This window comes from Pseudomonas mendocina (assembly GCF_900636545.1).
GTDB lineage: Bacteria > Pseudomonadota > Gammaproteobacteria > Pseudomonadales > Pseudomonadaceae > Aquipseudomonas > Aquipseudomonas mendocina.
Genome location: NZ_LR134290.1, coordinates 1,829,908 through 1,853,845 on the forward strand (window position 1 = coordinate 1,829,908; position 23,938 = coordinate 1,853,845).

The 23,938-nt window shown below is 62.7% G+C and carries 26 protein-coding genes; 22 read left to right on the forward strand and 4 right to left on the reverse strand.

Annotated features, from left to right (window positions below; all coding sequences use genetic code 11):
• The 4 genes from EL191_RS08455 to murB are packed head-to-tail and all read left to right on the forward strand — an operon-like array spanning nucleotide 1 to nucleotide 2,431.
• Nucleotides 1-186, forward strand: coding sequence for a Trm112 family protein (locus EL191_RS08455; RefSeq protein ID WP_013714804.1), 186 nt, complete (start codon nucleotides 1-3; stop codon nucleotides 184-186).
• Nucleotides 187-951, forward strand: a complete 765-nt coding sequence (kdsB, locus tag EL191_RS08460) for a 3-deoxy-manno-octulosonate cytidylyltransferase (protein ID WP_041978020.1) — start codon at nucleotides 187-189, stop codon at nucleotides 949-951.
• Nucleotides 951-1,415 carry a low molecular weight protein-tyrosine-phosphatase gene (locus tag EL191_RS08465; protein ID WP_041978024.1) on the forward strand — a complete coding sequence of 155 codons (465 nt, stop codon included), beginning with the start codon at nucleotides 951-953 and terminating at the stop codon, nucleotides 1,413-1,415. The genes kdsB and EL191_RS08465 overlap by 1 nt, the downstream gene beginning before the upstream one ends.
• Nucleotides 1,412-2,431, forward strand: a complete 1,020-nt coding sequence (gene murB / locus EL191_RS08470) for a UDP-N-acetylmuramate dehydrogenase (RefSeq protein ID WP_041978026.1) — start codon at nucleotides 1,412-1,414, stop codon at nucleotides 2,429-2,431. The genes EL191_RS08465 and murB overlap by 4 nt, the downstream gene beginning before the upstream one ends.
• A gap of 115 nt (nucleotides 2,432-2,546) precedes the next feature.
• Here the strand turns inward: murB and rne are convergent, their stop codons facing one another.
• Nucleotides 2,547-5,600 (reverse strand): ribonuclease E, encoded by a 3,054-nt coding sequence (gene rne, locus EL191_RS08475; RefSeq protein ID WP_041978028.1) that lies wholly within the window; start codon nucleotides 5,598-5,600, stop codon nucleotides 2,547-2,549.
• Between the two features lie 577 nt (nucleotides 5,601-6,177).
• Here rne and rluC point away from each other — a divergent pair.
• From rluC to sppA, 3 genes are read left to right on the forward strand one after another with little or no spacing between them, the layout of a single operon-like run.
• The gene (rluC, locus tag EL191_RS08480; RefSeq protein WP_024307573.1) at nucleotides 6,178-7,131 is read left to right on the forward strand and encodes a 23S rRNA pseudouridine(955/2504/2580) synthase RluC; all 954 of its coding nucleotides are present in this window, start codon (nucleotides 6,178-6,180) and stop codon (nucleotides 7,129-7,131) included.
• Entirely contained in the window at nucleotides 7,124-7,819 is a 696-nt protein-coding gene (locus tag EL191_RS08485) for an HAD-IA family hydrolase (protein ID WP_041978031.1), read from the forward strand. The genes rluC and EL191_RS08485 overlap by 8 nt, the downstream gene beginning before the upstream one ends.
• The gene (gene sppA / locus EL191_RS08490; protein ID WP_013714811.1) at nucleotides 7,809-8,786 is read left to right on the forward strand and encodes a signal peptide peptidase SppA; all 978 of its coding nucleotides are present in this window, start codon (nucleotides 7,809-7,811) and stop codon (nucleotides 8,784-8,786) included. The genes EL191_RS08485 and sppA overlap by 11 nt, the downstream gene beginning before the upstream one ends.
• 50 nt (nucleotides 8,787-8,836) lie before the next feature.
• Here sppA and EL191_RS08495 read toward each other — a convergent pair whose 3' ends face one another.
• The gene (locus EL191_RS08495; RefSeq protein ID WP_041978033.1) at nucleotides 8,837-9,418 is read right to left on the reverse strand and encodes a Maf family protein; all 582 of its coding nucleotides are present in this window, start codon (nucleotides 9,416-9,418) and stop codon (nucleotides 8,837-8,839) included.
• 119 nt (nucleotides 9,419-9,537) lie between these two features.
• Between EL191_RS08495 and EL191_RS08500 the strand changes: the two genes are divergently transcribed.
• The 13 genes from EL191_RS08500 (at nucleotide 9,538) to EL191_RS08560 (ending at nucleotide 19,806) form a co-directional block, all read left to right on the forward strand.
• Entirely contained in the window at nucleotides 9,538-10,065 is a 528-nt protein-coding gene (locus tag EL191_RS08500; RefSeq protein ID WP_041978036.1) for a YceD family protein, read from the forward strand.
• Between the two features lie 13 nt (nucleotides 10,066-10,078).
• Nucleotides 10,079-10,261 carry a 50S ribosomal protein L32 gene (gene rpmF, locus EL191_RS08505; RefSeq protein ID WP_003245185.1) on the forward strand — a complete coding sequence of 61 codons (183 nt, stop codon included), beginning with the start codon at nucleotides 10,079-10,081 and terminating at the stop codon, nucleotides 10,259-10,261.
• Between the two features lie 3 nt (nucleotides 10,262-10,264).
• Nucleotides 10,265-11,275, forward strand: coding sequence for a phosphate acyltransferase PlsX (gene plsX / locus EL191_RS08510; protein WP_080764258.1), 1,011 nt, complete (start codon nucleotides 10,265-10,267; stop codon nucleotides 11,273-11,275).
• Between the two features lie 126 nt (nucleotides 11,276-11,401).
• Entirely contained in the window at nucleotides 11,402-12,340 is a 939-nt protein-coding gene (gene fabD, locus EL191_RS08515; protein ID WP_041978041.1) for an ACP S-malonyltransferase, read from the forward strand.
• Between the two features lie 15 nt (nucleotides 12,341-12,355).
• Nucleotides 12,356-13,099: a 3-oxoacyl-ACP reductase FabG gene (fabG, locus tag EL191_RS08520; RefSeq protein ID WP_041978043.1), complete on the forward strand. Its 744-nt coding sequence runs from the start codon at nucleotides 12,356-12,358 to the stop codon at nucleotides 13,097-13,099.
• Nucleotides 13,100-13,327: 228 nt separating this feature from the next.
• Nucleotides 13,328-13,564: an acyl carrier protein gene (acpP, locus tag EL191_RS08525; protein WP_003245177.1), complete on the forward strand. Its 237-nt coding sequence runs from the start codon at nucleotides 13,328-13,330 to the stop codon at nucleotides 13,562-13,564.
• Nucleotides 13,565-13,675: 111 nt separating this feature from the next.
• Nucleotides 13,676-14,920: a beta-ketoacyl-ACP synthase II gene (gene fabF / locus EL191_RS08530; RefSeq protein WP_013714818.1), complete on the forward strand. Its 1,245-nt coding sequence runs from the start codon at nucleotides 13,676-13,678 to the stop codon at nucleotides 14,918-14,920.
• Nucleotides 14,920-15,735 carry an aminodeoxychorismate lyase gene (gene pabC, locus EL191_RS08535; RefSeq protein WP_041978045.1) on the forward strand — a complete coding sequence of 272 codons (816 nt, stop codon included), beginning with the start codon at nucleotides 14,920-14,922 and terminating at the stop codon, nucleotides 15,733-15,735. The genes fabF and pabC overlap by 1 nt, the downstream gene beginning before the upstream one ends.
• A 3-nt stretch (nucleotides 15,736-15,738) precedes the next feature.
• The gene (mltG, locus tag EL191_RS08540; RefSeq protein WP_013714820.1) at nucleotides 15,739-16,794 is read left to right on the forward strand and encodes an endolytic transglycosylase MltG; all 1,056 of its coding nucleotides are present in this window, start codon (nucleotides 15,739-15,741) and stop codon (nucleotides 16,792-16,794) included.
• A gap of 9 nt (nucleotides 16,795-16,803) precedes the next feature.
• The gene (gene tmk, locus EL191_RS08545; protein WP_013714821.1) at nucleotides 16,804-17,436 is read left to right on the forward strand and encodes a dTMP kinase; all 633 of its coding nucleotides are present in this window, start codon (nucleotides 16,804-16,806) and stop codon (nucleotides 17,434-17,436) included.
• A complete protein-coding gene (locus EL191_RS08550; protein WP_041978048.1) occupies nucleotides 17,429-18,421 on the forward strand; it encodes a DNA polymerase III subunit delta' in 993 nt (330 codons plus the stop codon). Before tmk ends, EL191_RS08550 begins: the two co-directional genes overlap by 8 nt.
• Before the next feature lie 125 nt (nucleotides 18,422-18,546).
• Complete coding sequence (locus EL191_RS08555) at nucleotides 18,547-18,903, forward strand: PilZ domain-containing protein (RefSeq protein WP_003245164.1); 357 nt, start codon at nucleotides 18,547-18,549, stop codon at nucleotides 18,901-18,903.
• A gap of 114 nt (nucleotides 18,904-19,017) precedes the next feature.
• A complete protein-coding gene (locus EL191_RS08560; protein WP_041978050.1) occupies nucleotides 19,018-19,806 on the forward strand; it encodes a TatD family hydrolase in 789 nt (262 codons plus the stop codon).
• 350 nt (nucleotides 19,807-20,156) lie between these two features.
• Here the strand turns inward: EL191_RS08560 and EL191_RS08565 are convergent, their stop codons facing one another.
• Entirely contained in the window at nucleotides 20,157-21,290 is a 1,134-nt protein-coding gene (locus EL191_RS08565; RefSeq protein WP_041978052.1) for an aminotransferase class V-fold PLP-dependent enzyme, read from the reverse strand.
• Nucleotides 21,291-21,365: 75 nt separating this feature from the next.
• On the opposite strand from EL191_RS08565, the gene EL191_RS08570 reads away from it, so the two are divergent.
• Together EL191_RS08570 and EL191_RS08575 are read left to right on the forward strand one after the other, a co-directional pair.
• Entirely contained in the window at nucleotides 21,366-21,986 is a 621-nt protein-coding gene (locus tag EL191_RS08570; protein ID WP_003245158.1) for a TetR/AcrR family transcriptional regulator, read from the forward strand.
• Between the two features lie 132 nt (nucleotides 21,987-22,118).
• Nucleotides 22,119-23,087 carry a GTP 3',8-cyclase MoaA gene (locus EL191_RS08575; RefSeq protein WP_041978054.1) on the forward strand — a complete coding sequence of 323 codons (969 nt, stop codon included), beginning with the start codon at nucleotides 22,119-22,121 and terminating at the stop codon, nucleotides 23,085-23,087.
• 38 nt (nucleotides 23,088-23,125) lie between these two features.
• Here EL191_RS08575 and EL191_RS08580 read toward each other — a convergent pair whose 3' ends face one another.
• Nucleotides 23,126-23,875 (reverse strand): COG4705 family protein, encoded by a 750-nt coding sequence (locus EL191_RS08580; protein ID WP_041978056.1) that lies wholly within the window; start codon nucleotides 23,873-23,875, stop codon nucleotides 23,126-23,128.
• Nucleotides 23,876-23,938 lie beyond the last annotated feature (63 nt).

Consider the following 23,938-nt stretch of genomic DNA (forward strand, 5'->3'; position numbering starts at 1 on the left):
ATGGACCTTAAACTGCTCGACATTCTCGCCTGCCCGATCTGCAAGGGCCCGCTGCAGCTTTCCGAAGACAAGACCGAACTGATCAGCAAGGGCGCCGGCGTTGCCTACCCGATCCGCGACGGTATCCCGGTGATGCTGGAAAGCGAAGCACGCACCCTCAATACCGACGAGCGCCTGGACAAGTAAATGAGTGCAGCCTTCACCGTTGTCATTCCCGCCCGTTACGCCTCCACCCGTCTGCCCGGCAAGCCGCTGCAGGATATTGCCGGCAAGCCGATGGTGCAGCACGTCTGGGAGCAGGCGAAGAAGAGTTCGGCTAGTCGCGTCGTGATCGCCACCGACGATGCGCGCATCGTTGACGCCTGTCAGGCGTTCGGCGCCGAGGTACTGCTGACCCGCGAGGATCACAACTCCGGCACCGACCGCCTGGCGGAAGTGGCCAGCCAGCTCGGTTTGCCGGCCGAAGCCATCGTGGTCAACGTACAGGGCGACGAACCGCTGATCCCGCCTGCGATCATCGATCAGGTGGCGGCTAATCTGGCGGCCAATCCGCAGGCGGGCATCGCCACGCTGGCCGAGCCCATCGAGGACGTCACCGCGCTGTTCAACCCCAACGTGGTCAAGGTGGTCGCCGACAAGAACGGCCTGGCCCTGACCTTCAGCCGTGCGCCGCTGGCCTGGGCGCGCGATGCCTTCGCGAAGAGCCGCGATGCGCTGCCGCAAGGTGTGCCATACCGTCGCCACATTGGTATATACGCCTACCGCGCAGGCTTCCTGCATGATTTCGTGGCCTGGGGGCCATGCTGGCTGGAAGATACCGAATGCCTGGAGCAACTGCGTGCGCTTTACAACGGCGTGCGCATCCATGTTGCCGATGCCCTGGAAGCGCCGGCCGCAGGTGTCGATACCGCTGAAGACCTGGAGCGGGTGCGCCGCCTGCTGGGGGCCTGATGAAGGTTCTGTTCGTTTGTCTGGGCAATATCTGTCGTTCGCCCACGGCCGAAGGCGTGTTTCGCCACAAGTTGCGCGCAGCTGGCCTGGAAGATCGGGTGCAGGTGGATTCTGCCGGCACCGGCGACTGGCACGTGGGCAAGGCGCCGGACAGCCGTACGCGCCAAGCCGCGCTGCGCCGTGGCTATGATCTGTCCGCGCAGCGTGCGCGTCAGGTCGAGGCTGCCGACTTCCAGCGCTTCGACCTGATTCTGGCCATGGATCAGAGCAACCTGCGCAACCTCAAGGCTTTGCGCCCGGCGGACGCCCAGGCCGATCTCGATCTTTACTTGCGTCGCTATGAACTGGCGCTGGATGAAGTGCCTGATCCTTACTATGGCGGCGAAGAGGGCTTCGAGCAGGTGCTGGACCTGATCGAGCAGGCCAGCGATGCGCTGCTGGCTGAAATCAAGGGGCGCCTGTGAGCCTGAATCTGCAGAGCGACGTGTCGCTCAAGGCCTTCAACAGCTTTGGCGTCGACGTGCGCGCCCGGCTATTCGTCGAAGCCCACAACGACGACGAGGTGCGCGAGGCGCTGCGTCTGGCTGAGCAGCAGAGCTTGCCGCTGCTGGTGATCGGTGGTGGCAGCAACCTGTTGCTGACCCGAGATGTCGAGGCGCTGGTGCTGCGCATGGCCAGCCGCGGCATTCGCCTCCTTGAGGACGATGGCGATCAGGCGCTCGTTGAGGCCGAAGCCGGCGAGCCCTGGCATCCCTTCGTGCAGTGGAGCCTGGCGCAGGGCCTGAACGGCCTGGAAAACCTCAGCCTGATCCCCGGCACCGTCGGCGCGGCGCCGATGCAGAACATCGGTGCTTATGGCGTGGAGATCAAGGACCTGTTCGCCGGCCTCACCGCCCTGGACCGGCATACCGGCGAACTGCGCGATTTCGCGCTGGAGGAATGCGCCTTCGCCTATCGCGACAGCCTGTTCAAGCGCGAAGCCGGACGCTGGCTGATCCTGCGCGTGCGCTTTCGCTTGAGTCGGCTGGCTTCGCTGCGCCTGGACTACGGTCCGGTGCGCCAGCGTCTTGCCGAGATGGGTGTGGAGGCGCCGACTGCCAGCGATGTCAGCCAGGCCATCTGCGCCATTCGCAGCGAAAAGCTGCCCAATCCCGTCGAACTGGGCAATGCCGGCAGTTTCTTCAAGAACCCGGTAGTGTCCTTCGAACTGGCCGAGCGCATCCGTGCCGAGCACGCCGATCTGGTCAGCTATCCGGCGGGCGATGGTCTGGTGAAGCTGGCAGCCGGCTGGCTGATCGAGCGAGCAGGGTGGAAGGGCGCGCGTGAGGGGGATGCCGGCGTGCACCGCCTGCAGGCGCTGGTGCTGGTCAACTACGGCAGCGCCACAGGTGCGCAACTGCTGCTGCTGGCGCAGCGCATCCAGAGCGATATCCTGCAGCGTTTTGGCGTAACGCTGGAAATCGAACCGAACGTGCTTTGAGCTGTGGGCCGGGCGTGTTCCGGTGGCTGCTGTTCCCGGATTGCATCCGGGTTAAATCTGCAGGACATGAAAAAGGGGATGCCTAGGCATCCCCTTTTTAGTGACCGCAGGAGGATCAAGCCTGAGGCTTGACCTCCTCCTTGTCGGCTGGCGTTTCTTCTTCCGGCTGCGCTTGCTCTACCGCTTCGCTCACGCTTTGTTCGCTGACGACAGCGGTGGTTTCGGCTTCAGCGACCGGCTCCACCGCAGGAGCGGTTTCGACTGCAGCGGCTTCGGCTTCTGCCGGGGCGCTTGCTTCAGCGACCGGAGCGGCGTCGACTACTGGGGCAGCTTCTACAGCCGGGGCTGCAGCAGCGGCTTGAGCAGCTTCGCGGGCCAGACGCTCGGCTTCACGTTGACGACGACGCACTTCACGTGGGTCGTTCGGCGCGCGGCCGGTGGCATTTGCCGGAACCGGTGCAGCAGCAGGTGCTTGCTCGACTGGCGCCGGAACAGGCTTCTCCTGGGCGACTGCGACAGCCGGCTCAGCTTGAACGACCGGCTCGGCGAGTGGCACTTCGACGGCAGCAGGGGTTGCAACTGCGGCCGCTTCTGCTTCCTTCTCTGCGACCGGAGCGGTTTCGACCACTTCACGCACGCTAGCCTCGGCTTGCGCCTCGACCACTTGAGCGGCAGGGGCTTCTTCAGCCTGGGCTACCGGCACTTCGGCGGCCAGTGCTTCGCTGACCGGAGCTTCGCTGGCAAAGGCTTCGCTGCTGTCGACGCTTTCTGCAACCACGGCGGCAGCAGTGGCTACGGCAGCGGGAGCGGCGGCTTGCGCTTCGTTGCCTGCGGCTTCGCTGTTCTCGGCGCTTTCGATCAGGTTGCCGTCGGCATCACGTTGACGCTCGCGACGGTTGCTGCGGCGACGCTGGCCACGGGAGCGGCGACGCGGACGTTCGCCGTCGTTGTTGTCCTGCTCGTCATCCTGCAACTGCTCTTCGTTCGGCAGCGCTTCATCCTGCAGGGCCTCGGCCTGCTCGGCACGCGGTTGACGCTCTTCACGCGGCGGGCGTTGGCGCTCCTGGCGCTCGCCACGGGGCTGACGCTCGGCGCGCTCTTCGCGTTGCTCGCTGCCGGCAGCGTCCAGCGGCTCGCGCAGCTCGCGCACGCGCTCTTCACGCGGGGCACGCTCTTCGCGCGGCTTGCGCTCGCGACGGTTTTCCTGGCCTTCGCGCGGCTCGCGTGGGGCGCGTTCTTCGCGCTGCTGACGCTCTTCACGCGGCTGGCGTTCCTCGCGTGGTTCACGAGCCTGGCGTTCTTCACGTGGGGCACGTTCTTCACGGGATTTGCGCTCGTCATCGCGGCGACCGCCACGGTTACGGCTCTGCTGACGACCGTTGCGGCGTTCTTCGCGCGGCGGGCGCTCGCTGCTCTTCTTCTCGGTCACTGCTGGCTGGGCTTCTTCTTCCTTGCCGGCAAAGAGGCTGACCAGGGACTTCACCAGGCCCTTGAACAGGCTCGGCTCGGGCGCCTTGGTCGGTGCCAGCGGAGCCGGTTGCGGCTCGGCGGCGACCGGAGCGCTGCTGCGCGGGGCGGCCTTGATCGCGGCTTCCTGGCGAACCAGGGTGCGCGTCGCTGCGGTTGGGTGAGCGGCGGCTTCTTCGTTTTCCGCGGTGGCGGCGATTTCGTAGCTGGTCTGGCCGCTCAGCGCTTCCGGGCTGTCGTCACGCAGGCGCTGGACTTCGAAATGCGGGGTTTCCAGGTGATCGTTCGGCAGGATCACGATGCGCGCACGGGTGCGCAGTTCGATCTTGGTGATCGAGTTGCGCTTCTCGTTGAGCAGGAACGCGGCGACCGGGATCGGCACCTGGGCACGAACTTCGGCGGTGCGATCCTTCAGCGCTTCTTCTTCGATCAGGCGCAGGATGGCCAGCGACAGGGATTCCACGTCGCGGATGATGCCTTGACCGTTGCAGCGCGGGCAGACGATGCCGCTGGTCTCGCCTAGCGACGGACGCAGACGCTGACGGGACATTTCCAGCAGGCCGAAGCGCGAGATGCGACCAACCTGCACGCGGGCGCGGTCGGCTTCCAGGGCTTCACGAACCTTCTCTTCAACGGCGCGCTGGTTCTTGGCCGGGGTCATGTCGATGAAGTCGATGACGATCAGGCCGCCGATGTCACGCAGACGCAGTTGGCGAGCGATTTCCTCGGCCGCCTCCAGGTTGGTCTGCAGGGCGGTTTCCTCAATGTCGCTGCCCTTGGTGGCGCGCGCCGAGTTGATGTCGATGGAAACCAGGGCTTCGGTCGGGTCGATGACGATGGAGCCGCCGGACGGCAGTTTCACTTCGCGCTGGAAGGCGGTTTCGATCTGGCTTTCGATCTGGAAGCGGTTGAACAGCGGCACGCTGTCTTCGTACAGCTTGATCTTGCTGGCGTACTGCGGCATCACCTGCTGGATGAAGCTCAGGGCTTCTTCCTGGGCTTCGACGCTGTCGACCAGCACTTCGCCGATGTCCTGGCGCAGGTAGTCGCGGATGGCGCGGATGATGACATTGGATTCCTGGTAGATCAGGAACGGGGCAGGGCGGCTGGTGGAGGCTTCCTTGATCGCGCTCCACAGTTGCAGCAGGTAGTCGAGGTCCCACTGCATTTCTTCGCTGGAGCGACCGAGGCCGGCGGTGCGGACGATCAGGCCCATATCGGCCGGAGCGTTGAGGCCGTTCAGCGCTTCGCGCAGTTCGTTGCGCTCTTCGCCTTCGATGCGGCGGCTGATGCCACCGGCGCGCGGGTTGTTCGGCATCAGCACCAGGTAACGACCAGCCAGGCTGATGAAGGTGGTCAGGGCTGCGCCCTTGTTGCCGCGTTCTTCCTTCTCGACCTGGACGATGACTTCCTGGCCTTCCTTGAGCACGTCCTTGATATTGACGCGGCCGCCTTCAGGGGCTTTGGAGAAGTATTCGCGGGAGATTTCTTTGAGGGGGAGGAAGCCGTGGCGTTCGGAACCGAAATCGACGAAGGCGGCTTCAAGGCTGGGTTCAACGCGGGTGATACGGCCTTTGTAGATATTGGCCTTCTTCTGTTCGCGGGCGCCGGACTCGATGTCCAGATCGTAGAGTTTTTGGCCATCTACCAGGGCAACACGCAACTCTTCGGGCTGAGTTGCGTTAATTAGCATTCTTTTCATGTGGTACCAATGGGTTCCGGGCTAGCGGAAGCCACGTTAGGCACACACGACTCTCAGGGTCGGTGTCAGGCGCGTCAGAAACGGTCGTAAATCGTTCCACTGTCTAGCGACGGCCAGCCATATCAGGCCGCGGTCGCGACGGACGTCTCCTGCTTGCTGTGGTGACAGAAGCACTCAGTCAGGAAGAGGAATCAACTGGCGGTAGCGGACGAGATGAGGCGTCTTTGATCAAGCGATGTGCTACGCAGTCCGACAGTTGTACATCTCCACCCTACACGTATCGCTGAAAATCGGGTGCCGCGCGCGGATTCCGCAGCGGTTGTCATTTACCGCGACCGCCCTGCGGGCGAATCGCGCATCATACTCAAGGCTTTATTTCCGAAGTCTTCGTGGCCTTTTGCGGCCTTTCTAACCTGAAGAATCCGTGGGACGGCCTCACGTCCAAGTAAGGTTTGCGCGGGCAGGGGATGGCAAGTTTGGCGATCATCCGCAAGCCAGGCCGCTTTTGGCGGCGTTCGCGACTATAGCAGCAATGATTAAGTGCTTCAATTCCATAAAAAATTGTTATGATTGCGCGATGACTACTCCTGCCTCTCCAACCTCCGGCGTCCAGCTGATCGAGGTTGCACCGGAACTTGCCGGCCAACGCATCGACAACTTCCTCCGGGCTCAGCTCAAGGGCGTGCCCAAGACGCTGATCTATCGCATCCTGCGCAAGGGCGAAGTGCGCGTGAACAAGGGACGGATCAAGCCCGAATACAAGCTCCAGGCTGGTGACGTGGTGCGTGTGCCGCCGCTGCGTCTCGCCGAGCGCGATGAGCCCGAGCCGCTGGCGCAGGGGCTGCTCGAGCGCCTCGAGGCGGCCATCGTCTACGAGGACAAGGCGCTGATCGTGCTGAACAAGCCGGCAGGTATCGCCGTACACGGTGGCAGTGGCCTGAACTACGGGGTGATCGAAGCCTTCCGTCAACTGCGCCCCGATGCCAAGGATCTGGAGTTGGTGCATCGTCTGGATCGCGACACTTCCGGTCTTCTGATGATCGCCAAGAAGCGCAGTATGTTGCGTCACCTGCATGAGCAACTGCGTGGCGATGGCGTTGACAAGCGCTACATGGCGCTGGTGCGCGGTCACTGGGCGACGGCCAAGAAGCAGGTCAATGCGCCGCTGCAGAAGAGCAACCTGCGCTCTGGTGAGCGCATGGTCGAGGTCGATGGCGAGGGCAAGGAGGCGCTGACGCTGTTCCGCGTGTTGCGCCGTTTCGGCGATTTCGCCACTCTCGTTGAAGCCAAGCCGGTGACCGGTCGCACCCACCAGATTCGTGTGCATGCCAAGCATGCCGGGCACTCCATCGCTGGCGACTCCAAGTACGGTGATGACGACTTCACCCGCGAGATTCGCGAACTGGGCGGCAAGCGCCTGTTCCTGCATGCCTACGAGCTGCATGTGCCGCTGCCTGAAGGAGGGGTGCTGAAGCTTGAGGCGCCAGTGGATGAAATGTGGGCCAAGACCCTGGAGCGGTTGAGTGCCTGACTATCAACTGCTGATCTTCGATTGGGATGGCACGCTGGTCGATTCCATTGGTCGTATCGTCGAGGCCATGCGCCGCGCTGCCGATGTGGTGGGTGTGCCGCGCTGCTCCGATGTCGCGGTGCGCGGCATCATTGGTTTGGAGTTGGGGGTGGCGATTCGCACCCTTTATCCGGAACTCGACGAGCCGTTGCGTATCGAAGCCATCCGCAGTGCCTACAGTGAGCAGTATCTGGCGCTGGAAACCGAGCCGTCGCCGTTGTTCGGGGGTGTGAGCGAGTCGCTCGAGGTTTTCCGCGAGCAGGGCTATCAACTGGCCGTGGCGACCGGCAAGGGGCGCAAGGGGTTGCATCGGGTATTGGCGGACAAGGGCTGGCTGGATTATTTCGATATCACCCGTTGCGCCGACGAGACGGCAAGCAAGCCTGATCCGCTGATGTTGCACGAAATTCTTGCACATTGCCGGGTGCAGCCCGAGCGAGCGCTGATGGTGGGCGATTCGACCTTTGACCTGCTGATGGCGCGCAACGCCGGGATGGATGCGGTGGCGGTGGGTTTCGGTGCGCAGCCGCTGTCGGTTTTACGCGAGTGTTCGCCGCGTCTGGCGATCAACGAATTCAATGAGCTGCGCCGCTGGCTGGAAGGCGATCACACGCAGCGTCCTGCAGAGGTGAGTGAATATGTCGGATGAGTGGAAGTCATCGTCTTCGTCGGGCGAGGATGCCAAAAGCTGGAAGCTGCTGGAAAAGGCGCTGCTGTCCAGTGTTCAGGAGCAGCGTCGCTCGCGCCGCTGGGGCATCTTCTTCAAGCTGCTGACCTTTATCTACCTGTTCGGTGCGTTAGCGCTGGTGTTGCCGGCGCTCGATCTGAAATCGGCCTCGACCACTACTGCTCATACGGCACTGATCGAAATTCGCGGCATGATCGCCGATCGCGAGGAGGCCAGTGCCGACAAGGTCGTGGGTAGCCTGCGTGCGGCTTTCGAGGATACCAATACCAAGGGTGTGATCCTGCGCATCAACAGCCCGGGTGGCAGTCCGGTGCAGTCCGGTTATATCTATGACGAAATTCGTCGTCTGCGCGGCGAGTATCCGCAGACCAAGGTTTATGCCGTCATCAGTGACCTGGGCGCTTCTGGTGCCTACTACATCGCCAGTGCGGCCGATGAGATTTATGCCGACAAGGCCAGTCTGGTCGGTTCCATCGGAGTCACTGCGGCCAGTTTTGGTTTCGTCGAGACCATGGAGAAGCTGGGGGTCGAGCGTCGCGTCTACACCTCGGGTGAGCACAAGGCATTCCTCGATCCGTTCCAGCCGCAGAAGGAAGAGGAAACCCGCTTCTGGAAAACCGTGCTCGATACCACTCATCGTCAGTTCATCGACAGTGTGAAGAAGGGGCGTGGTGATCGTCTCAAGGCTGACGAGCATCCCGAGCTGTTCTCCGGGCTGGTCTGGTCCGGCGAGCAGGCGCTGCAGCTTGGGTTGGTCGATGCGCTGGGTAGCGCCAGCTACGTGGCGCGAGAGGTGATCGGCGAGAAGGAGATGGTCGATTTCACCCAGCGTGATACACCGTTCGATCGTTTCGCCAAGCGTCTGGGTACCAGTGTGGCCGATCGCATCGCGTTGTGGATGGGCTTCCAGGGGCCGACGCTGCGCTGACAGTTAAAAGGAAGGCCCGCTTGGCGGGCCTTCTTCTTTTTGTGGGTGACTCAAGGGACTTCGATTCCCTCGCTCAGCAGCATGTCCACCAGGCGAATCAGTGGCAGGCCGATCAGACTGGTGGCGTCCTCGCCCTCGGTGCTGCGGAACAGGCTGATACCCAGTCCTTCGGACTTGAAGCTGCCGGCGCAGTCGAATGGCTGCTCGCGTTGCAGGTAGCGCAGAATCTGCTCGTCGCTGAGCGGGCGGAAATGTACGGTGAAGGGCACGCAGTCCACCTGGCATCTGCCGGTACAGGTATTGAGCAATGCCAGGCCGGTCAGAAAGGTGACACTGCTGCCGCTGGCGGCGCGCAGTTGTTGCTGGGCTCTGGGTAGGTCGTGGGGTTTACCGAGTATTTCGCCGCTGCCGAGCACGGCGACCTGGTCAGAGCCGATGATCAGGTGGTCGGGGTGGTCGGTGGCGAGGGTGCGGGCCTTTTCTTCGGCCAGGCGCTTGACCAGGTCGATGGCTGCCTCACCCTCTCGTCGGCTTTCGTCGATGCTGGGCGACTGCGAGGTGAAGGGCAGTCGCAGGCGTTCGAGCAGCTCGCGGCGGTAGGGGGAGCTGGAGGCGAGCAGCAGCGCTGGCATGTTCTCTTCCTTTTATATACGTCTACAGGCGGGCGGGAAATTCTACTGATCGTTGCTATTCGGCGACAGGCTGAATTTCCTTTGACATGGGCAGGGTGCATCCCTAGAATGCTGCGCCTATGTTGAATGGGCCGATTCCACCTCACGTTGATCCGCGCAAGCTCGCCGACCGCGAAGCTACCCTCGAAGGGCAGCTCGAACTGGCCAGCTTGCCGCGTCTCTGCGACCCGCTTGCCGATACGGCTGGCACGGTGCAGGCGAAATTTCATTTCGCGCGTGACGAGCAGAAAACTGTGGTTATCCGCAGTGAGCTCGAGGTTGAGGTCAAAATGGTCTGCCAGCGTTGTCTGGAGCTGGTCGCGCTACCCATCCGCAGCGAATGTGAATACGCGGTGGTTCGGGTTGGAGCGAACACTCAGTCCTTGCCGAAGGGCTACGACGTGCTGGAAGTGGGTGAGGAGCCGCTGGAGCTGCTTGGTCTGGTCGAGGATGAATTACTCCTCGCCCTACCGATCGTTCCTGCTCATGCCTCAGGTGATTGCCAGCAGCCGGACGGTCTCGATGAGCCCGAGCCGGGCGAGGACGAGGTATCGCGGTCCAACCCGTTCAGTGTATTGGCGCAGTTAAAGCGTGACCCAAACGTTTAGGAGTTAATGAGTTATGGCTGTTCAGCAGAACAAAAAATCCCGTTCCGCCCGCGACATGCGTCGTTCGCACGACGCGCTCGAGGCCAGCACCCTGTCCGTAGAGAAGAGCACCGGTGAAGTTCACCTGCGCCACCACGTTTCTCCGGAAGGCGTGTACCGCGGTCGCAAAGTGATCGACAAGGGCGCTGACGAGTAATCCTTGTCCGCCTCGATCATCGCGATTGATGCAATGGGTGGGGACTTCGGTCCCCACTGCATTGTTCCGGCCTGCATTTCTGCACTGGCCGAATTCCCCTCGCTGCACCTGGCCCTCGTCGGCCAAGCTCCCCTTATCGAAGAACAGCTCGCTCGCCAGTCCGGTGTCGATCGCTCGCGCCTGCAGGTTCATCACGCCAGTGAAGTGATCGCCATGGACGAACGTCCGGCTCAGGCTCTGCGCGGCAAGCCCGATGCCTCGATGCGCGTCGCGCTGGAGCTGGTGCGTCGGCGTCAGGCGCATGCCTGCGTCAGTGCCGGTAATACCGGTGCGCTGATGGCGCTTTCGCGTTATGTGCTCAAGACACTGCCAGGTATCGACCGGCCGGCCATGGTCAGCCCGATTCCGACCGAGCGTGGTCATTGTTACCTGCTGGATCTGGGCGCCAATGTCGACTGCAGTGCCGAGCACCTCTATCAGTTCGCGATCATGGGCGCCGTCGCCGCGGAAACGCTGGGCATCAGTCGGCCTCGGATCGCCTTGCTCAATGTCGGCACCGAGGACATCAAGGGTAATCAGCAGGTCAAGCTGGCCGCCAGCCTGCTGCAGCAGGCCCATGGGCTGAACTTCGTCGGCTACATCGAAGGCGACGGGGTGTACCGTGGCGAAGCCGATGTCGTGGTGTGCGACGGCTTTGTCGGCAACATCCTGCTCAAGTCCAGCGAAGGCCTGGCGAAGATGATCACTGGCCGGGTCGAGACGCTGTTCAATGAGGGGCTGTTCGCTCAGGCGGTCGGTGCTTTGGCGATGCCGCTGCTGCGCCGCCTCAAGGCCGACCTGGCTCCCGCTCGGCACAATGGCGCGAGCTTTCTCGGGCTGCAGGGCATCGTGGTCAAGAGCCATGGCGCGGCGGGGCAGGAGAGCTTTCAGAGTGCGATTCGCTGTGCGCTGCGTGAGGTGCAGGAAAATTTGCCGCAGCGACTGCATGGTCGACTTGAGGACTTGTTGCTGTAGACTCGTCGCGTTTTCAGGGGGTGACCGGCGGTGGAATGTGACCGCGGCACACCGCCTGTCATCCAACTGTCAGTTTGCTGCGCCAGGCTCGCCTGGCGCTGGTTTTTCGACTCAAGGGACTTATTCATGTCTGCATCCCTCGCATTCGTCTTTCCCGGTCAGGGTTCGCAAGCCCTGACCATGCTCGCCGAGCATGGCGCCCAGCAGAAGCTGGTGCTCGATACCTTCGGCGAAGCCTCCGAAGCGCTCGGTTACGACCTCTGGGCGCTGACCCAGCAAGGCCCGGAAGAGCAACTGAACCAGACCGACAAGACCCAGCCTGCCATCCTCACCGCTTCCATCGCCCTGTGGCGATTGTGGCAGGCCGAGGGCGGCGCCAATCCGGCGTTCGTCGCCGGTCACAGCCTGGGTGAATATTCCGCGCTGGTCGCCGCTGGCAGCATCGCTTTCGCCGATGCCGTGAAGCTGGTGGAGCGCCGTGGTCAATTGATGCAGCAGGCCGTACCGGCCGGGCAGGGCGGCATGGCCGCCATCCTCGGTCTGGAAGATGCCGACGTGCTGGCCGCCTGCGCCGAAGCGGCGCAAGGTGATGTGGTTAGCGCGGTGAACTTCAATGCCCCCGGCCAGGTGGTGATCGCGGGTAGCGCCGCTGCCGTCGAGCGTGCCATCGAGGCGTGCAAGGCGCGCGGCGCCAAGCGCGCCATGGCGCTGCCGGTCAGCGTGCCGTCGCACTGCGCGCTGATGAAGCCTGCTGCCGAGCGTTTCGCCGAGTCGGTCGAGGCATTGAACTGGCAGGCGCCGCAGATCCCGCTGGTGCAGAACGTCAGCGCCGCCGTGGTGTCCGACCTGGTCACCCTGAAGGGCGACCTGCTGGCGCAGCTGTACAGCCCGGTTCGCTGGGTCGAATCCATGGTGCGTCTGTCCGAGCAGGGCGTAACCGATCTGGTCGAGTGCGGCCCCGGCAAGGTGCTCAGCGGCCTGAACAAGCGCTGCGTCAAAGGCATCAACACCCACAATCTGGATACCCCCGACGCTTTCGCCGCTGCTCGTGCTGCGTTGGCTTGAGAAAGGAGAACGAACATGAGTCTGCAAGGTAAGGCCGCGCTGGTCACTGGCGCCAGCCGTGGTATCGGCCAGGCAATTGCTCTGGAGCTGGGCCGTCAGGGCGCCATCGTCATCGGCACTGCCACTTCGGCATCCGGCGCCGAGCGCATCGCTGCCACGCTGAAAGAACACGGCATCAGCGGTACCGGCATGGAACTGAACGTGACCAGTGCCGAGTCCGTCGAGGCCGTGCTGGGTGCTATCGCCGAGCAGTTCGGTGCGCCGGCGATTCTGGTCAACAACGCCGGTATCACCCGCGACAACCTGATGCTGCGCATGAAAGACGACGAGTGGTTCGACGTCATCGACACCAACCTCAACAGTCTCTATCGCCTGTCCAAGGGTGTACTGCGTGGCATGACCAAGGCACGCTTCGGCCGAATCATCAACATCGGTTCTGTGGTTGGTGCCATGGGCAATGCCGGACAGGCCAACTACGCTGCCGCCAAGGCCGGTCTGGAAGGTTTCAGCCGCGCTCTGGCGCGTGAAGTCGGTTCGCGCGGCATTACCGTCAACTCGGTGGCCCCTGGTTTCATCGATACCGACATGACCCGCGAGTTGCCGGAAGCGCAGCGCGACGCGCTGCTGACGCAGATTCCGCTGGGCCGTCTGGGCCAGGCCGAAGAGATCGCCAAGGTCGTCGGTTTCCTGGCTTCCGATGGCGCAGGCTACGTCACTGGGGCTACTATTCCGGTGAACGGCGGCATGTACATGAGCTAAAAAGGGCGCCTCCGACTGTCCGGAGGTTCTCGAATGTGACGCGAGCCATCAGAAAACTGTCATAGTGGCTGTCTAAAATCCGTTATAAAGCTGCAACAGGTTTATAGACAGATCGTTGAAGTGTTCCTGGGGGCTCCCCGGCATTCAGCTTGAAATGCTAAAAACCCTTTCTATACACTTGGCCGCTACCAGCTGCCTGGATTTGTCCAATAGGAGTGAAAACAAGGTATGAGCACCATCGAAGAACGCGTCAAGAAAATCGTTGCTGAGCAACTTGGCGTCAAGGAAGAGGAAGTAACCAACAGCGCTTCCTTCGTTGAAGACCTGGGTGCCGACTCTCTTGACACCGTTGAGCTGGTGATGGCTCTCGAGGAAGAATTCGAGACCGAGATCCCGGACGAGCAAGCTGAGAAGATCACCACCGTTCAGGAAGCCATCGACTACGTGACTGCCCACGCGCAATAAGTCACAGTCAGCTTTCTGACCGAGAAAAGCCGCACTGCCCTCATCAGGCGTGCGGCTTTTCTTTACGTGCAAGGCGCATGTAGCGCCTGAGTAGAACAAGAGGAGATTGCTGTGTCGCGTAGACGCGTCGTGGTTACCGGTATGGGCATGCTATCGCCGCTGGGTAACGATGTGCCGAGCAGCTGGCAGGGCATTTTGGCCGGGCGCAGTGGCATCGGTCTGATCGAGCACATGGACCTGTCGGCCTACTCCACCCGTTTTGGCGGGTCGCTCAAGGGCTTCAACGTCGAGGAGTACCTCTCTGCCAAGGAGGCGCGCAAGCTCGACCTGTTCATCCAGTACGGTCTCGCTGCCTGCTTCCAGGCCGTGCGTGATTCCGGGCTGGAAATCACCGACGCCAATCGCGAGCGTATCGGTGTGGCCATGGGCTCCGGTATCGGCGGCCTGACCAATATCGAGAACAACTGCAAATCGCTGTTTGATCAGGGACCGCGGCGTATTTCGCCGTTCTTCGTGCCGGGCTCGATCATCAACATGATTTCCGGCTTCCTGTCGATCCACCTGGGTCTGCAGGGGCCTAACTACGCCATCGCCACGGCGTGCACCACCGGCACTCACTGCATTGGCATGGCTGCGCGCAACATCGCCTACGGCGAGGCTGACGTGATGGTGGCCGGCGGCGCCGAGATGGCGGCCTGTGGTCTGGGCATGGGCGGCTTCGGTGCCGCGCGTGCGCTGTCCACGCGCAACGACGAGCCGACCAAGGCCAGCCGTCCGTGGGACAAAGGCCGAGACGGCTTCGTGCTGTCCGATGGTTCCGGCGCCCTGGTGCTGGAAGAGCTGGAGCACGCCAAGGCGCGTGGCGCCACCATCTACGCTGAGCTGATCGGCTTCGGCATGAGTGGCGACGCCTTCCACATGACCTCGCCACCTGAAGATGGTGCGGGGGCGGCGCGCTGCATGGCTGCAGCGCTGCGTGATGCCGGTATCAATGCCGATCAGGTGCAGTACATCAATGCGCATGGTACTTCGACGCCTGCGGGTGACAAGGCTGAAGTCGCGGCAGTTAAGAGTGTGTTCGGTGAGCACGCCTACAAGCTGTCGGTCAGCTCGACCAAGTCCATGACTGGTCACCTGCTCGGTGCTGCTGGTGCGGTGGAGGCGATCTTCAGCGTCCTGGCGATCCGCGACCAGGTCGCGCCGCCGACCATCAACCTGGACGAGCCGGACGAAGGTTGCGACCTGGATTTCGTCGCGCACCAGGCCAAGGCCAGGCCGATCGAAATCGCCCTGTCGAACTCCTTCGGCTTCGGCGGCACCAACGGCTCGCTGCTGTTCCGCCGGTACCACGGCTGATGCAGGGCTGGGTCAACGGCGCGCCCGGCGAGCAGTTGTCGGTTCGCGACCGTGGCCTGGCTTACGGCGATGGTCTGTTCGAGACCATCGCCGTGCGTGGTGGGCGCATTCCGCTGCTGGCGCGGCATATGGCGCGCCTGGCCGAAGGCTGTCGGCGTTTGTCCATTCCTCTCGACCTGCTGCTGATGGAAAGCGAGTTGCAGGCCTTTGCGGGGCAACTGGGCGAGGGCGTGGCCAAGCTCGTCGTCACCCGTGGTGAAGGGCTGCGCGGCTACGCACCGCCGCAGCCCTGTCAGCCGCTGCGCATCCTGCAGGCGGCGCCGCTGCCGCAGTATCCGGCTGCGCATGCCGAGCAGGGCGTGAGTCTGTTTCCCTGTGTGACGCGTCTGGCCGAGCAGCCCTTGCTGGCCGGGCTCAAACATCTCAATCGTCTGGAGCAGGTGTTGGCGCGTGCCGAGTGGCAGGGCGTCGAGTATGCCGAGGGTCTGATGCGTGACAGCAGCGGCCGGATCATCGAAGGCGTGTACAGCAACCTGTTTCTGGTCATCGAAGGCGGGCTGGTGACGGCCGAACTGTCGCGCTGCGGCGTGGCTGGGGTGATGCGTGCGGAGATCCTGCAGCAGGCGCAGCTGCTCGGGCTGGCCATCGAGTTACGCGATATTTCATTCGAAGAACTGCTGAGTGCCGATGAAGTCTTTCTCTGCAACAGCCTTTACGGCATCTGGCCTGTACGGGCGCTGCAAGAGCGACACTGGTCGGTCGGGCCGCTCACCCGTAAACTGCAGGCCATCGTCTGCGACCTACTGAGTAAATAACTGGTGCTACGCAAGATCTTGGTGCTGCTTGAGTGCGGCGTGCTGCTGGCTGCGCTATTGGTGGTCGGGGCCGCCTGGCAGCAGCACAGAGCGCTGGAACAGCCTCTGCATCTGACTGAAGAAATGCTCCTGGAGGTGCCATCCGGCGCCACACCGAGCGGCCTGCTCAATCGCCTGGAAGCCGAGGGCGTGATCGACAACGCCTTCTGGCTGCGTCTTTACTGGCGTTTCAATCTGCGTGCTCCGGCCATGCACAGCGGCGAATATCGCCTACTGCCCGAGCACAGCGCGCGCGACATGCTCGGTCTGTGGCAACGTGGCGAAGTGGTGCAGTACAGCCTGACCCTGGTCGAGGGTTGGAACTTCCGCCAGGTGCGTGCCGCCCTGGGGCGTCAGGAGCGGCTTGAACAGCGCCTGGCCGATCTCACCGACGCCCAGTTGATGGAGCGTCTGGGCCTGGCAGGGCAGAACCCGGAAGGACGCTTCTTTCCCGATACCTATCGCTATGTGCGTGGCATGAGCGATGAGGATCTGCTCAAGCAGGCCAATGCGCGTCTCGAAGCCGTATTGGCTGAGGAATGGCAAAAGCGTGCCGAGGGCTTGCCCTATCGTGAGCCCTACGATGCCTTGATCATGGCGTCGATGATCGAGAAGGAAACCGGAGTGCCCGAGGAGCGCGGCGAGATCGCCGGTGTGTTCGTCCGCCGGCTGCGCATGGGCATGCGCCTGCAGACCGACCCCACGGTGATCTACGGCATGGGCGAGCGTTACAACGGTCGTATCACTCGTGCCGACCTACGCACGCCGACGCCCTACAACACCTACACCATCGACGGCATGCCGCCGACGCCGATCGCCATGGTCGGCCGTGAGGCGATCAATGCTGCACTCAACCCGCTCGACGGTACGACTCTGTATTTCGTCGCGCGAGGCGACGGTAGCCACGTGTTCTCCAAGACTCTGGCCGAGCACAATCGCGCCGTGCGCGAATATCAGCTCAAGCGTCGCGCCGACTACCGCTCCAGCCCTGCGCCACGCGCAGCGGCCGAAACTGAATAAGGGCAATCCGTGACCGGTCTGTTTATTACCCTGGAAGGCCCGGAAGGCGCTGGCAAGAGCACCAACCGCGAGTACCTGGCCGAGCGCTTGCGCGAGCGCGGTATCGACGTGCTTTTGACCCGTGAACCTGGCGGCACGCCGCTGGCCGAACGTATTCGTGAACTGCTACTCGAGCCTAGCGACGAGTCGATGGCAGCCGATACCGAACTGCTGCTGGTATTTGCGGCTCGTGCCCAGCATCTGCAGCAGGTTATTCGTCCGGCCTTGGCCAACGGCTGCGTGGTGCTGTGCGACCGCTTCACCGATGCCACCTACGCCTATCAGGGCGGTGGGCGAGGACTGTCCATCGAGCGCATCGCGCAGCTGGAGCAATTCGTGCAGGGCGAGCTACGTCCCGACCTGACGTTGATTTTCGATCTGCCGGTTGAGATTGGTCTGGCGCGCGCCGCGGCTCGCGGGCGCCTGGATCGCTTCGAGCAGGAAGGCCGTGGCTTCTTCGAGGCCGTACGCCAGGCCTACCTGCAGCGCGCCGCACAGGCCCCGCAACGTTACCGCGTGCTCGATGCCGGGCAGACCCTGGCGCAGGTGCAAGCCGATATCGACGCCTTGCTGCCGAGCTTGCTGGAGGCCTGCCGTGGCTGAGGTCTATCCCTGGCAGCAATCGCTCTGGCAGCAACTGGCTGGCCGCAGCCAGCATGCCCATGCCTACCTGCTGCATGGTCCCACCGGCATCGGCAAGCGCGCGCTGGCCGAGCGCCTGATGGCGCGCTTGCTGTGCCTGGCGCCCAACGGCCTGGATGCTTGCGGTAGCTGCAAGTCGTGTCATCTGCTGGCCGCCGGTACCCATCCGGACAACTTCGTGCTCGAGCCCGAGGAGGCGGACAAGCCGATCAAGGTCGATCAGGTGCGCGAGCTGGTCGATTTCGTGGTGCAGACCGCCCAGCTCGGCGGGCGCAAGGTGGTGTTGCTGGAGCCGGCCGAGGCGATGAACCTCAATGCCGCCAACGCGCTGCTCAAGAGCCTGGAAGAGCCCTCCGGCAATACCGTGCTGCTGCTTATCAGCCATCAGCCCAGCCGTCTGTTGCCGACCATCAAGAGTCGCTGCGTGCAGCAGGCGTGTCCGCTGCCGAGCGAGGCGACGAGCCTGGCCTGGCTGGCCCAGGCACTGCCCGAGCTGGGTGACGATGAGCGAAGCGATCTGTTGATCCTGGCGGCGGGCTCGCCACTGGCCGCCGTGCGCTTGCAGGCGCAGGGCGTGCGCGAGCAGCGCGCACAGGCCGTGGAGGGTGTGAAGAAGCTGCTCAAGCAGCAAATATCCCCCAGCCAGTTGGCGGAAAGCTGGAACGCACTGCCGCTGAATCTGCTGTTCGACTGGTTCTGCGATTGGGCGCAACTGATGCTGCGCTACCAACTGACCAGGGACGAGGAGGGCCTCGGTCAGGCTGATATGCGCAAGGTCGTGCAATATCTGGCAGACAAGACGCCGCAGGCCAAGGTATTGGCGATTCAGGAGTGGCTGCTCACGCAGCGGCAGAAAGTGATCGGCAAGGCCAACCTCAACCGTGTGCTGCTGTTGGAAGCCTTGCTGGTGCAGTGGGCTGCTTTGCCCGTGCAGGAACGCGGCTGACCCTGCGTGGCGCCGTATCGGCAGGGCGTCACATTCTGCTGGCTGGGTGCCACCCAGTGGTTTGCACCGGAGCATGAACAGGCCCTAGAATCAGCCATTAAGCAATAAACGCCAGGAATGTGCTGATGAGTCTGCCACCCAATCTGGGGCCCCGTAACGGAATTCTGTCTCTGACCATCAAGGACAAGTCCGTGCTGTACGCGGCCTACATGCCTTTCATCAAGAACGGCGGACTCTTCATTCCTACCAACAAGAGCTACAAGCTCGGCGACGAAGTGTTCATGCTGCTGAACCTGATGGACGAGCCGGAGAAGATTCCGGTCGCTGGCAAGGTGGTGTGGATTACGCCGAAAGGTGCTCAGGGCAATCGCGCTGCCGGTGTCGGCGTGCAATTCAACGACGGTGACAACACCGCGCGTAACAAGATTGAGACCTATCTGGCCGGCGCGCTGAAATCTGACCGCCCCACGCACACCATGTAATCCGCTGGCCGCGAGCGAACTTTCCTCGCGGTCAAAGCATCTCCCTCTGAACGTCCAGGCACCTGCCGCTTTCGATTACAATTCGGGCTTTCCCTTTGCCCGAGTTTTCCCGCTGTGCTGATTGACTCCCACTGCCACCTTGATCGTCTCGACCTCGCTGCCCATGGCGGCTCGCTGGATGCTGCTCTTGATGCTGCGCGCGCAGCCGGTGTCGGCCACTTCCTGTGTATCGGCGTAAGCGCCGACAACGCTGCTACGGTCAAGGGCCTGGCTGAGCGCTACGCGGATGTCGACTGCTCGGTGGGCGTGCATCCGCTGGATCTCGAGCCGGGCGCTGAACCGGCGCTGGACTGGCTGCTAGGCGAGCTGGAGCATCCGAAGGTGGTCGCCATTGGTGAAACCGGTCTGGATTATCACTACGAGCCGGAGTCTGCTGCGCTGCAGCAAGCGTCCTTCCGTTTGCATCTGGAGGCGGCGCGCATTATCGGCAAACCGGTGATCGTGCATACCCGCGAAGCTCGCGCCGATACCCTTGCGCTGCTGCGCGAAGCGGCATTGCCGCAGGCTGGTGTACTGCACTGCTTCACCGAGGACTGGGAGATGGCCAAGGCCGCTCTGGATATCGGCTTCTATATCTCACTGTCCGGCATCGTCACCTTCCGCAACGCCGAGGCGCTGCGCGAGGTTGCTCGCCAGGTACCGGCCGACCGCCTGTTGGTGGAGACCGACTCGCCTTACCTGGCCCCCGTGCCGCACCGAGGCAAGCCCAACCTGCCGCAGTATGTGCGTGAGGTGGCCGAGTACTTGGCTGTCTTGCGCGGCGTCAGTTACGAAACCCTGGCCGAGCAAACCTCGAACAACTTCAAGCGACTGTTCCCGCTGGCTGGTGTGGCTGACGCATAACCGCCTTTAGGGGCGCCGCGCACCAGGCGATGTGAGGCGTTGCAGCCATGGTGGGTTACGCCGAACCCAGATCCAGCGGAGCAGTCAGCGACCATGACAGGCGGCTAGCCTACACTACGGGAACGGCGATCCGCTGAGCAAAAAAAACCCGGATTCTGGGGGATGAATCCGGGTCAAGACCATTAGGAGTAAATCAAGGTACGCGGTCCACGGTACCTTGGCTGGCGGGGCACTTGGGGGGGAGATGCCGCACACCAGTACGTTTCAGTATTGGTCATGATGAGCGAGCGTCCAGGCAAAATTGGGTGTTTTTTAAACAGATTTGGAATACCGCGGCCGCTGTTGAGTCCTCACCCTTTTGCCAGCTGGGTTAGAAGCTCCAGCGTTTCCTCGATTACTCGCTCTTGAGTGTAGAAATGAGGCGACAGGCGGACACCCGGGCCGCGCTGCACGCAAACCACTTGTTCCTCGCGCAGACGCTGATACAGCGCGGCATTGTCCCACCCCGCCAGGCTGAAGTTGAGAATGCCGGCGCGGCGCTCAGCAGCGAGCGGGCTGTGCACCGCTGAACCTGGCAATCCCCGAATGCCATCGTCCAGGCGCTGCACCCGTTCTGCGAGCAATGTACTGACGGTCTGCATGCCGACATCTTGGAGCAGCGACAGGCTCGCCTCCAGGGCAAAGGCGCCGAGCATGTTCGGGCTGCCACATTCAAAGCGTCGGGCGCTGCGTGCCGGCTGCCAGTCCGTGCGGGTGTAGTCGCCCGCATGTTCGAGCATGTGCCAGCCGTACTCGTGTAGCTTCAATTGGTCACGCACCGCCGTGCGGCAATAAAACACCCCCAAGCCCTCCGGGCCGAGCATCCATTTGTGGCCGTCGGCCATGGCGAAGTCGCAATCGTAAGCCTGGACGTCGAAGGGCAGGGCACCAAGCTGCTGAATGGCATCGATGCAGAACAGCACGCCATGCTGGCGGCAGCCGCGACCGAGGCGCGGCAGGTCCAGGCGCAGGCCGCTGGCGAACTGCACGGCGCTGACCGACAGCAAGCGTGTGCGTGGTGTGAAGGCGGCGACCAGCGCTGCTTCCGGATCCTCGCCCTTGAGGCTGACTTCGATCACCTCCACGCCCTGGGCTGCCAGCGCCAACCAGACGACACGGTTGGAAGGGAATTCCTCGTCGCTGATGACCACCTGATCGCCGGCTCGCCAGTCCAGGCCGAAGGCCACGAAGGAAAGCGCCTCGGAAGTGTTCTTGACCAGTGCGATATCGCCGGTGCTTGGTGCGTTCATCAGGCGCACAAGTCGTTCGCGTAGGCTACGCTCAAGTTTCAGCCAGTCGGGATAGTCACGTGCGCCGCTGGTCATGTTCGCTTCCGAGAACCGCCGCACCGCTTCAGCACTGCGTTTCGGCCAGGGAGCGACCGCAGCATGGTTCAGATAGCGCAGTCCATTTTCCAGGGGGAACTCATCATGAAACACGTACATGGTCGGATGATCCGTGCAATTTGGCCGCATTTGGGCATAATAAGCGGCTTCGATTTTTGACCCCGTAGTCCCTTTATGCAGAAAGAACCCCGTAAGGTCCGCGAATTCCGTCGCCGCGAACAAGAAATTCTCGACACCGCATTGAAACTCTTCCTCGAGCAGGGAGAAGACAGCGTCACCGTCGAGATGATCGCTGATGCGGTCGGTATCGGCAAAGGCACTATCTACAAACACTTCAAGTCCAAGGCAGAGATTTACCTGCGCCTGATGCTCGACTATGAGCGCGATCTGAACGAGCTGCTGCATTCGGCCGACGTGGATCGGGACAAGGAAGCGCTGTCGCGTGCCTACTTCGAATTCCGCATGCGCGATCCGCAGCGTTATCGCCTGTTCGACCGCCTGGAAGAAAAGGTGGTCAAGGGCAATCAGGTGCCGGAGATGGTCGAGCAACTGCACAAGATTCGCGCCTCCAACTTCGAGCGCCTGACCCAGCTGATCAAGGGGCGCATCGCCGAAGGCAAGCTGGAGGACGTGCCGCCATACTTCCATTATTGCGCCGCCTGGGCTCTGGTGCATGGTGCCGTGGCGCTGTATCACTCGCCGTTCTGGAGCAATGTGCTCGAAGATCAGGAAGGTTTCTTCCAGTTCCTCATGGACATCGGCGTGCGCATGGGTAACAAGCGCAAGCGCGACTGAGACTCCGCGGGTTCGTTGCCGGGGCGACGCCGAACTGCGGCAAATGCGACCCCGCTCATTCAGCTGGCCGATGGTCCATGTGCCGCGGCCAGTGACGGCGATATACTCCAGTCATCCTTCACGGAGTACGCCATGATCGTTGATCGCCAGGGCAGACGCTTTCGTAACCTTCGCGTCAGCCTGACCGCCGCCTGCAATTACGCCTGCACCTACTGTGTGCCGAACGGCAAGCGCCTGGTCGCCGCTCAGGACGAGCTCTCGGCCGACGCCATGGCACGTGGCGTGGCCTATCTGATCGAGGCGGCGGGCATCGAGCGCCTGCGCATCACCGGCGGTGAGCCTCTGGTCAGTACGCGCCTAGAGCCTTTTCTGCGCCAGGTCAGCCAGCTCGGTCTCGACGACATCAGTCTGACCACCAACGGCCAGTTGCTCGAACGCAAGCTGCCACTGCTGGCCGAGTGCGGTATTCGCCGCCTCAACGTCTCTCTCGACACCCTCGATGCCGAAGCATTTCGCGTCATCGCCCGTGGCGGCGACCTGGCTACCGTGCTGGCCGGCCTGGAGGCTGCACGTGAAGCGGGGATGAAGGTCAAGGTCAACATGGTGCCGCTGCGCGGGCAGAACCTCGATCAGGTGCTGCCGCTGCTGGACTATTGCCTGGAGCGCGGTTTCGAGTTGCGCTTCATCGAGCTAATGCGCATGGGCCATCTTGCCCGTGATCCCAACACCTTCAACCAGCAGTTCGTCGGCATGCCCGAGCTGCTGGGGCTGATCGGTGACCGCCACCAGTACGTCCAGGCCAGCGCTCCAGTGGACGCTACCGCGCTGCGCTACGCCATCCCCGGTGTTGGTCATTTTGGCGTGATTGCCAACGAAAGCGTGCCGTTCTGCCGTACCTGCTCGCGCCTGCGCCTGTCCTCCACCGGCTGGCTGCATGGCTGCCTGTCGTCGAGCAACCGCCACTTCGTCGGTGACCTGCTGGACAAGCCGCGCCACCAGGCCTTGCCGGCGCTGCAGCGGCTGCTGGTCAAGGCGCTGGGGGACAAACAGGATCTGGCCTTCTCCGGCGGCGTCACGGTGATGAAGATCATCGGCGGCTAACGCTGCCAGCGTCGCCATTCGCGGCACTGGCGTAGGCGTCAGTCGTTGCGGACTGCGACCGGCGCCATCCGCTGTGCCCAGATGGCCATGCACACCATGACCGCCAGCACGCTCGCCAGTACGGCCGATGAGCCGATGGTGCCCAGATCCAGACCGCCTTTTTCCGTGCTCTTGGTCAGTACGTCGCCAAGTGTTGCGCCGAAGGGGCGGGTGAGAACGAACGCGATCCAGAACAAGGCCACGCGCGACAGCTTCGTGCGGTAGTAGGCGATCGCCACCACAGCCAGCAGGCTGCCGATCATCAGAGCGCCGCCAGCGAAGCCGAGTCCCGAGTCATCGGCCAGGTAGTCGCCCAGCGCGGTGCCCAGTGTGTTGGAAACGAGGATGGCCCCCCAGTAGAACAACTCGCCGCGCCGGCTGCTGATGTGATCTACCGAGAGCGACTTCTCGCTCAGTCGCCAGGCCGTCAGTACGCTGACTAGCAGCGTTACCAGCACCAACGCGCCTGCGGCATAACCCAGCCCCAGCGTTCGATCCATGAAGTCCGATATCGTCGTGCCTGCGGTGCTGGTAGTGAGAATCACCGTCCAGTACAGCGCTGGCTGATAGCTGCGTGCACGCAGTTGACCGAGCAGTGAGACGAAGAACAGGCTGATCAGTAGCAGCGAGCTGAGTGCATAGCCGATATCCAGAGTCATCGAGAGCAGGTCACCGGCGGTTTCGCCGAGCGTAGTGGCACAAATTTTCATGACCCAGAAGGCCAGGGTTATCTGGGGAAGCTTGTTCATGGGCGCGCCTCATGCTGTGCCAAGGGGGTTGGCAGGTGTTGGCAGCCTAGATCGGCGTGTGTC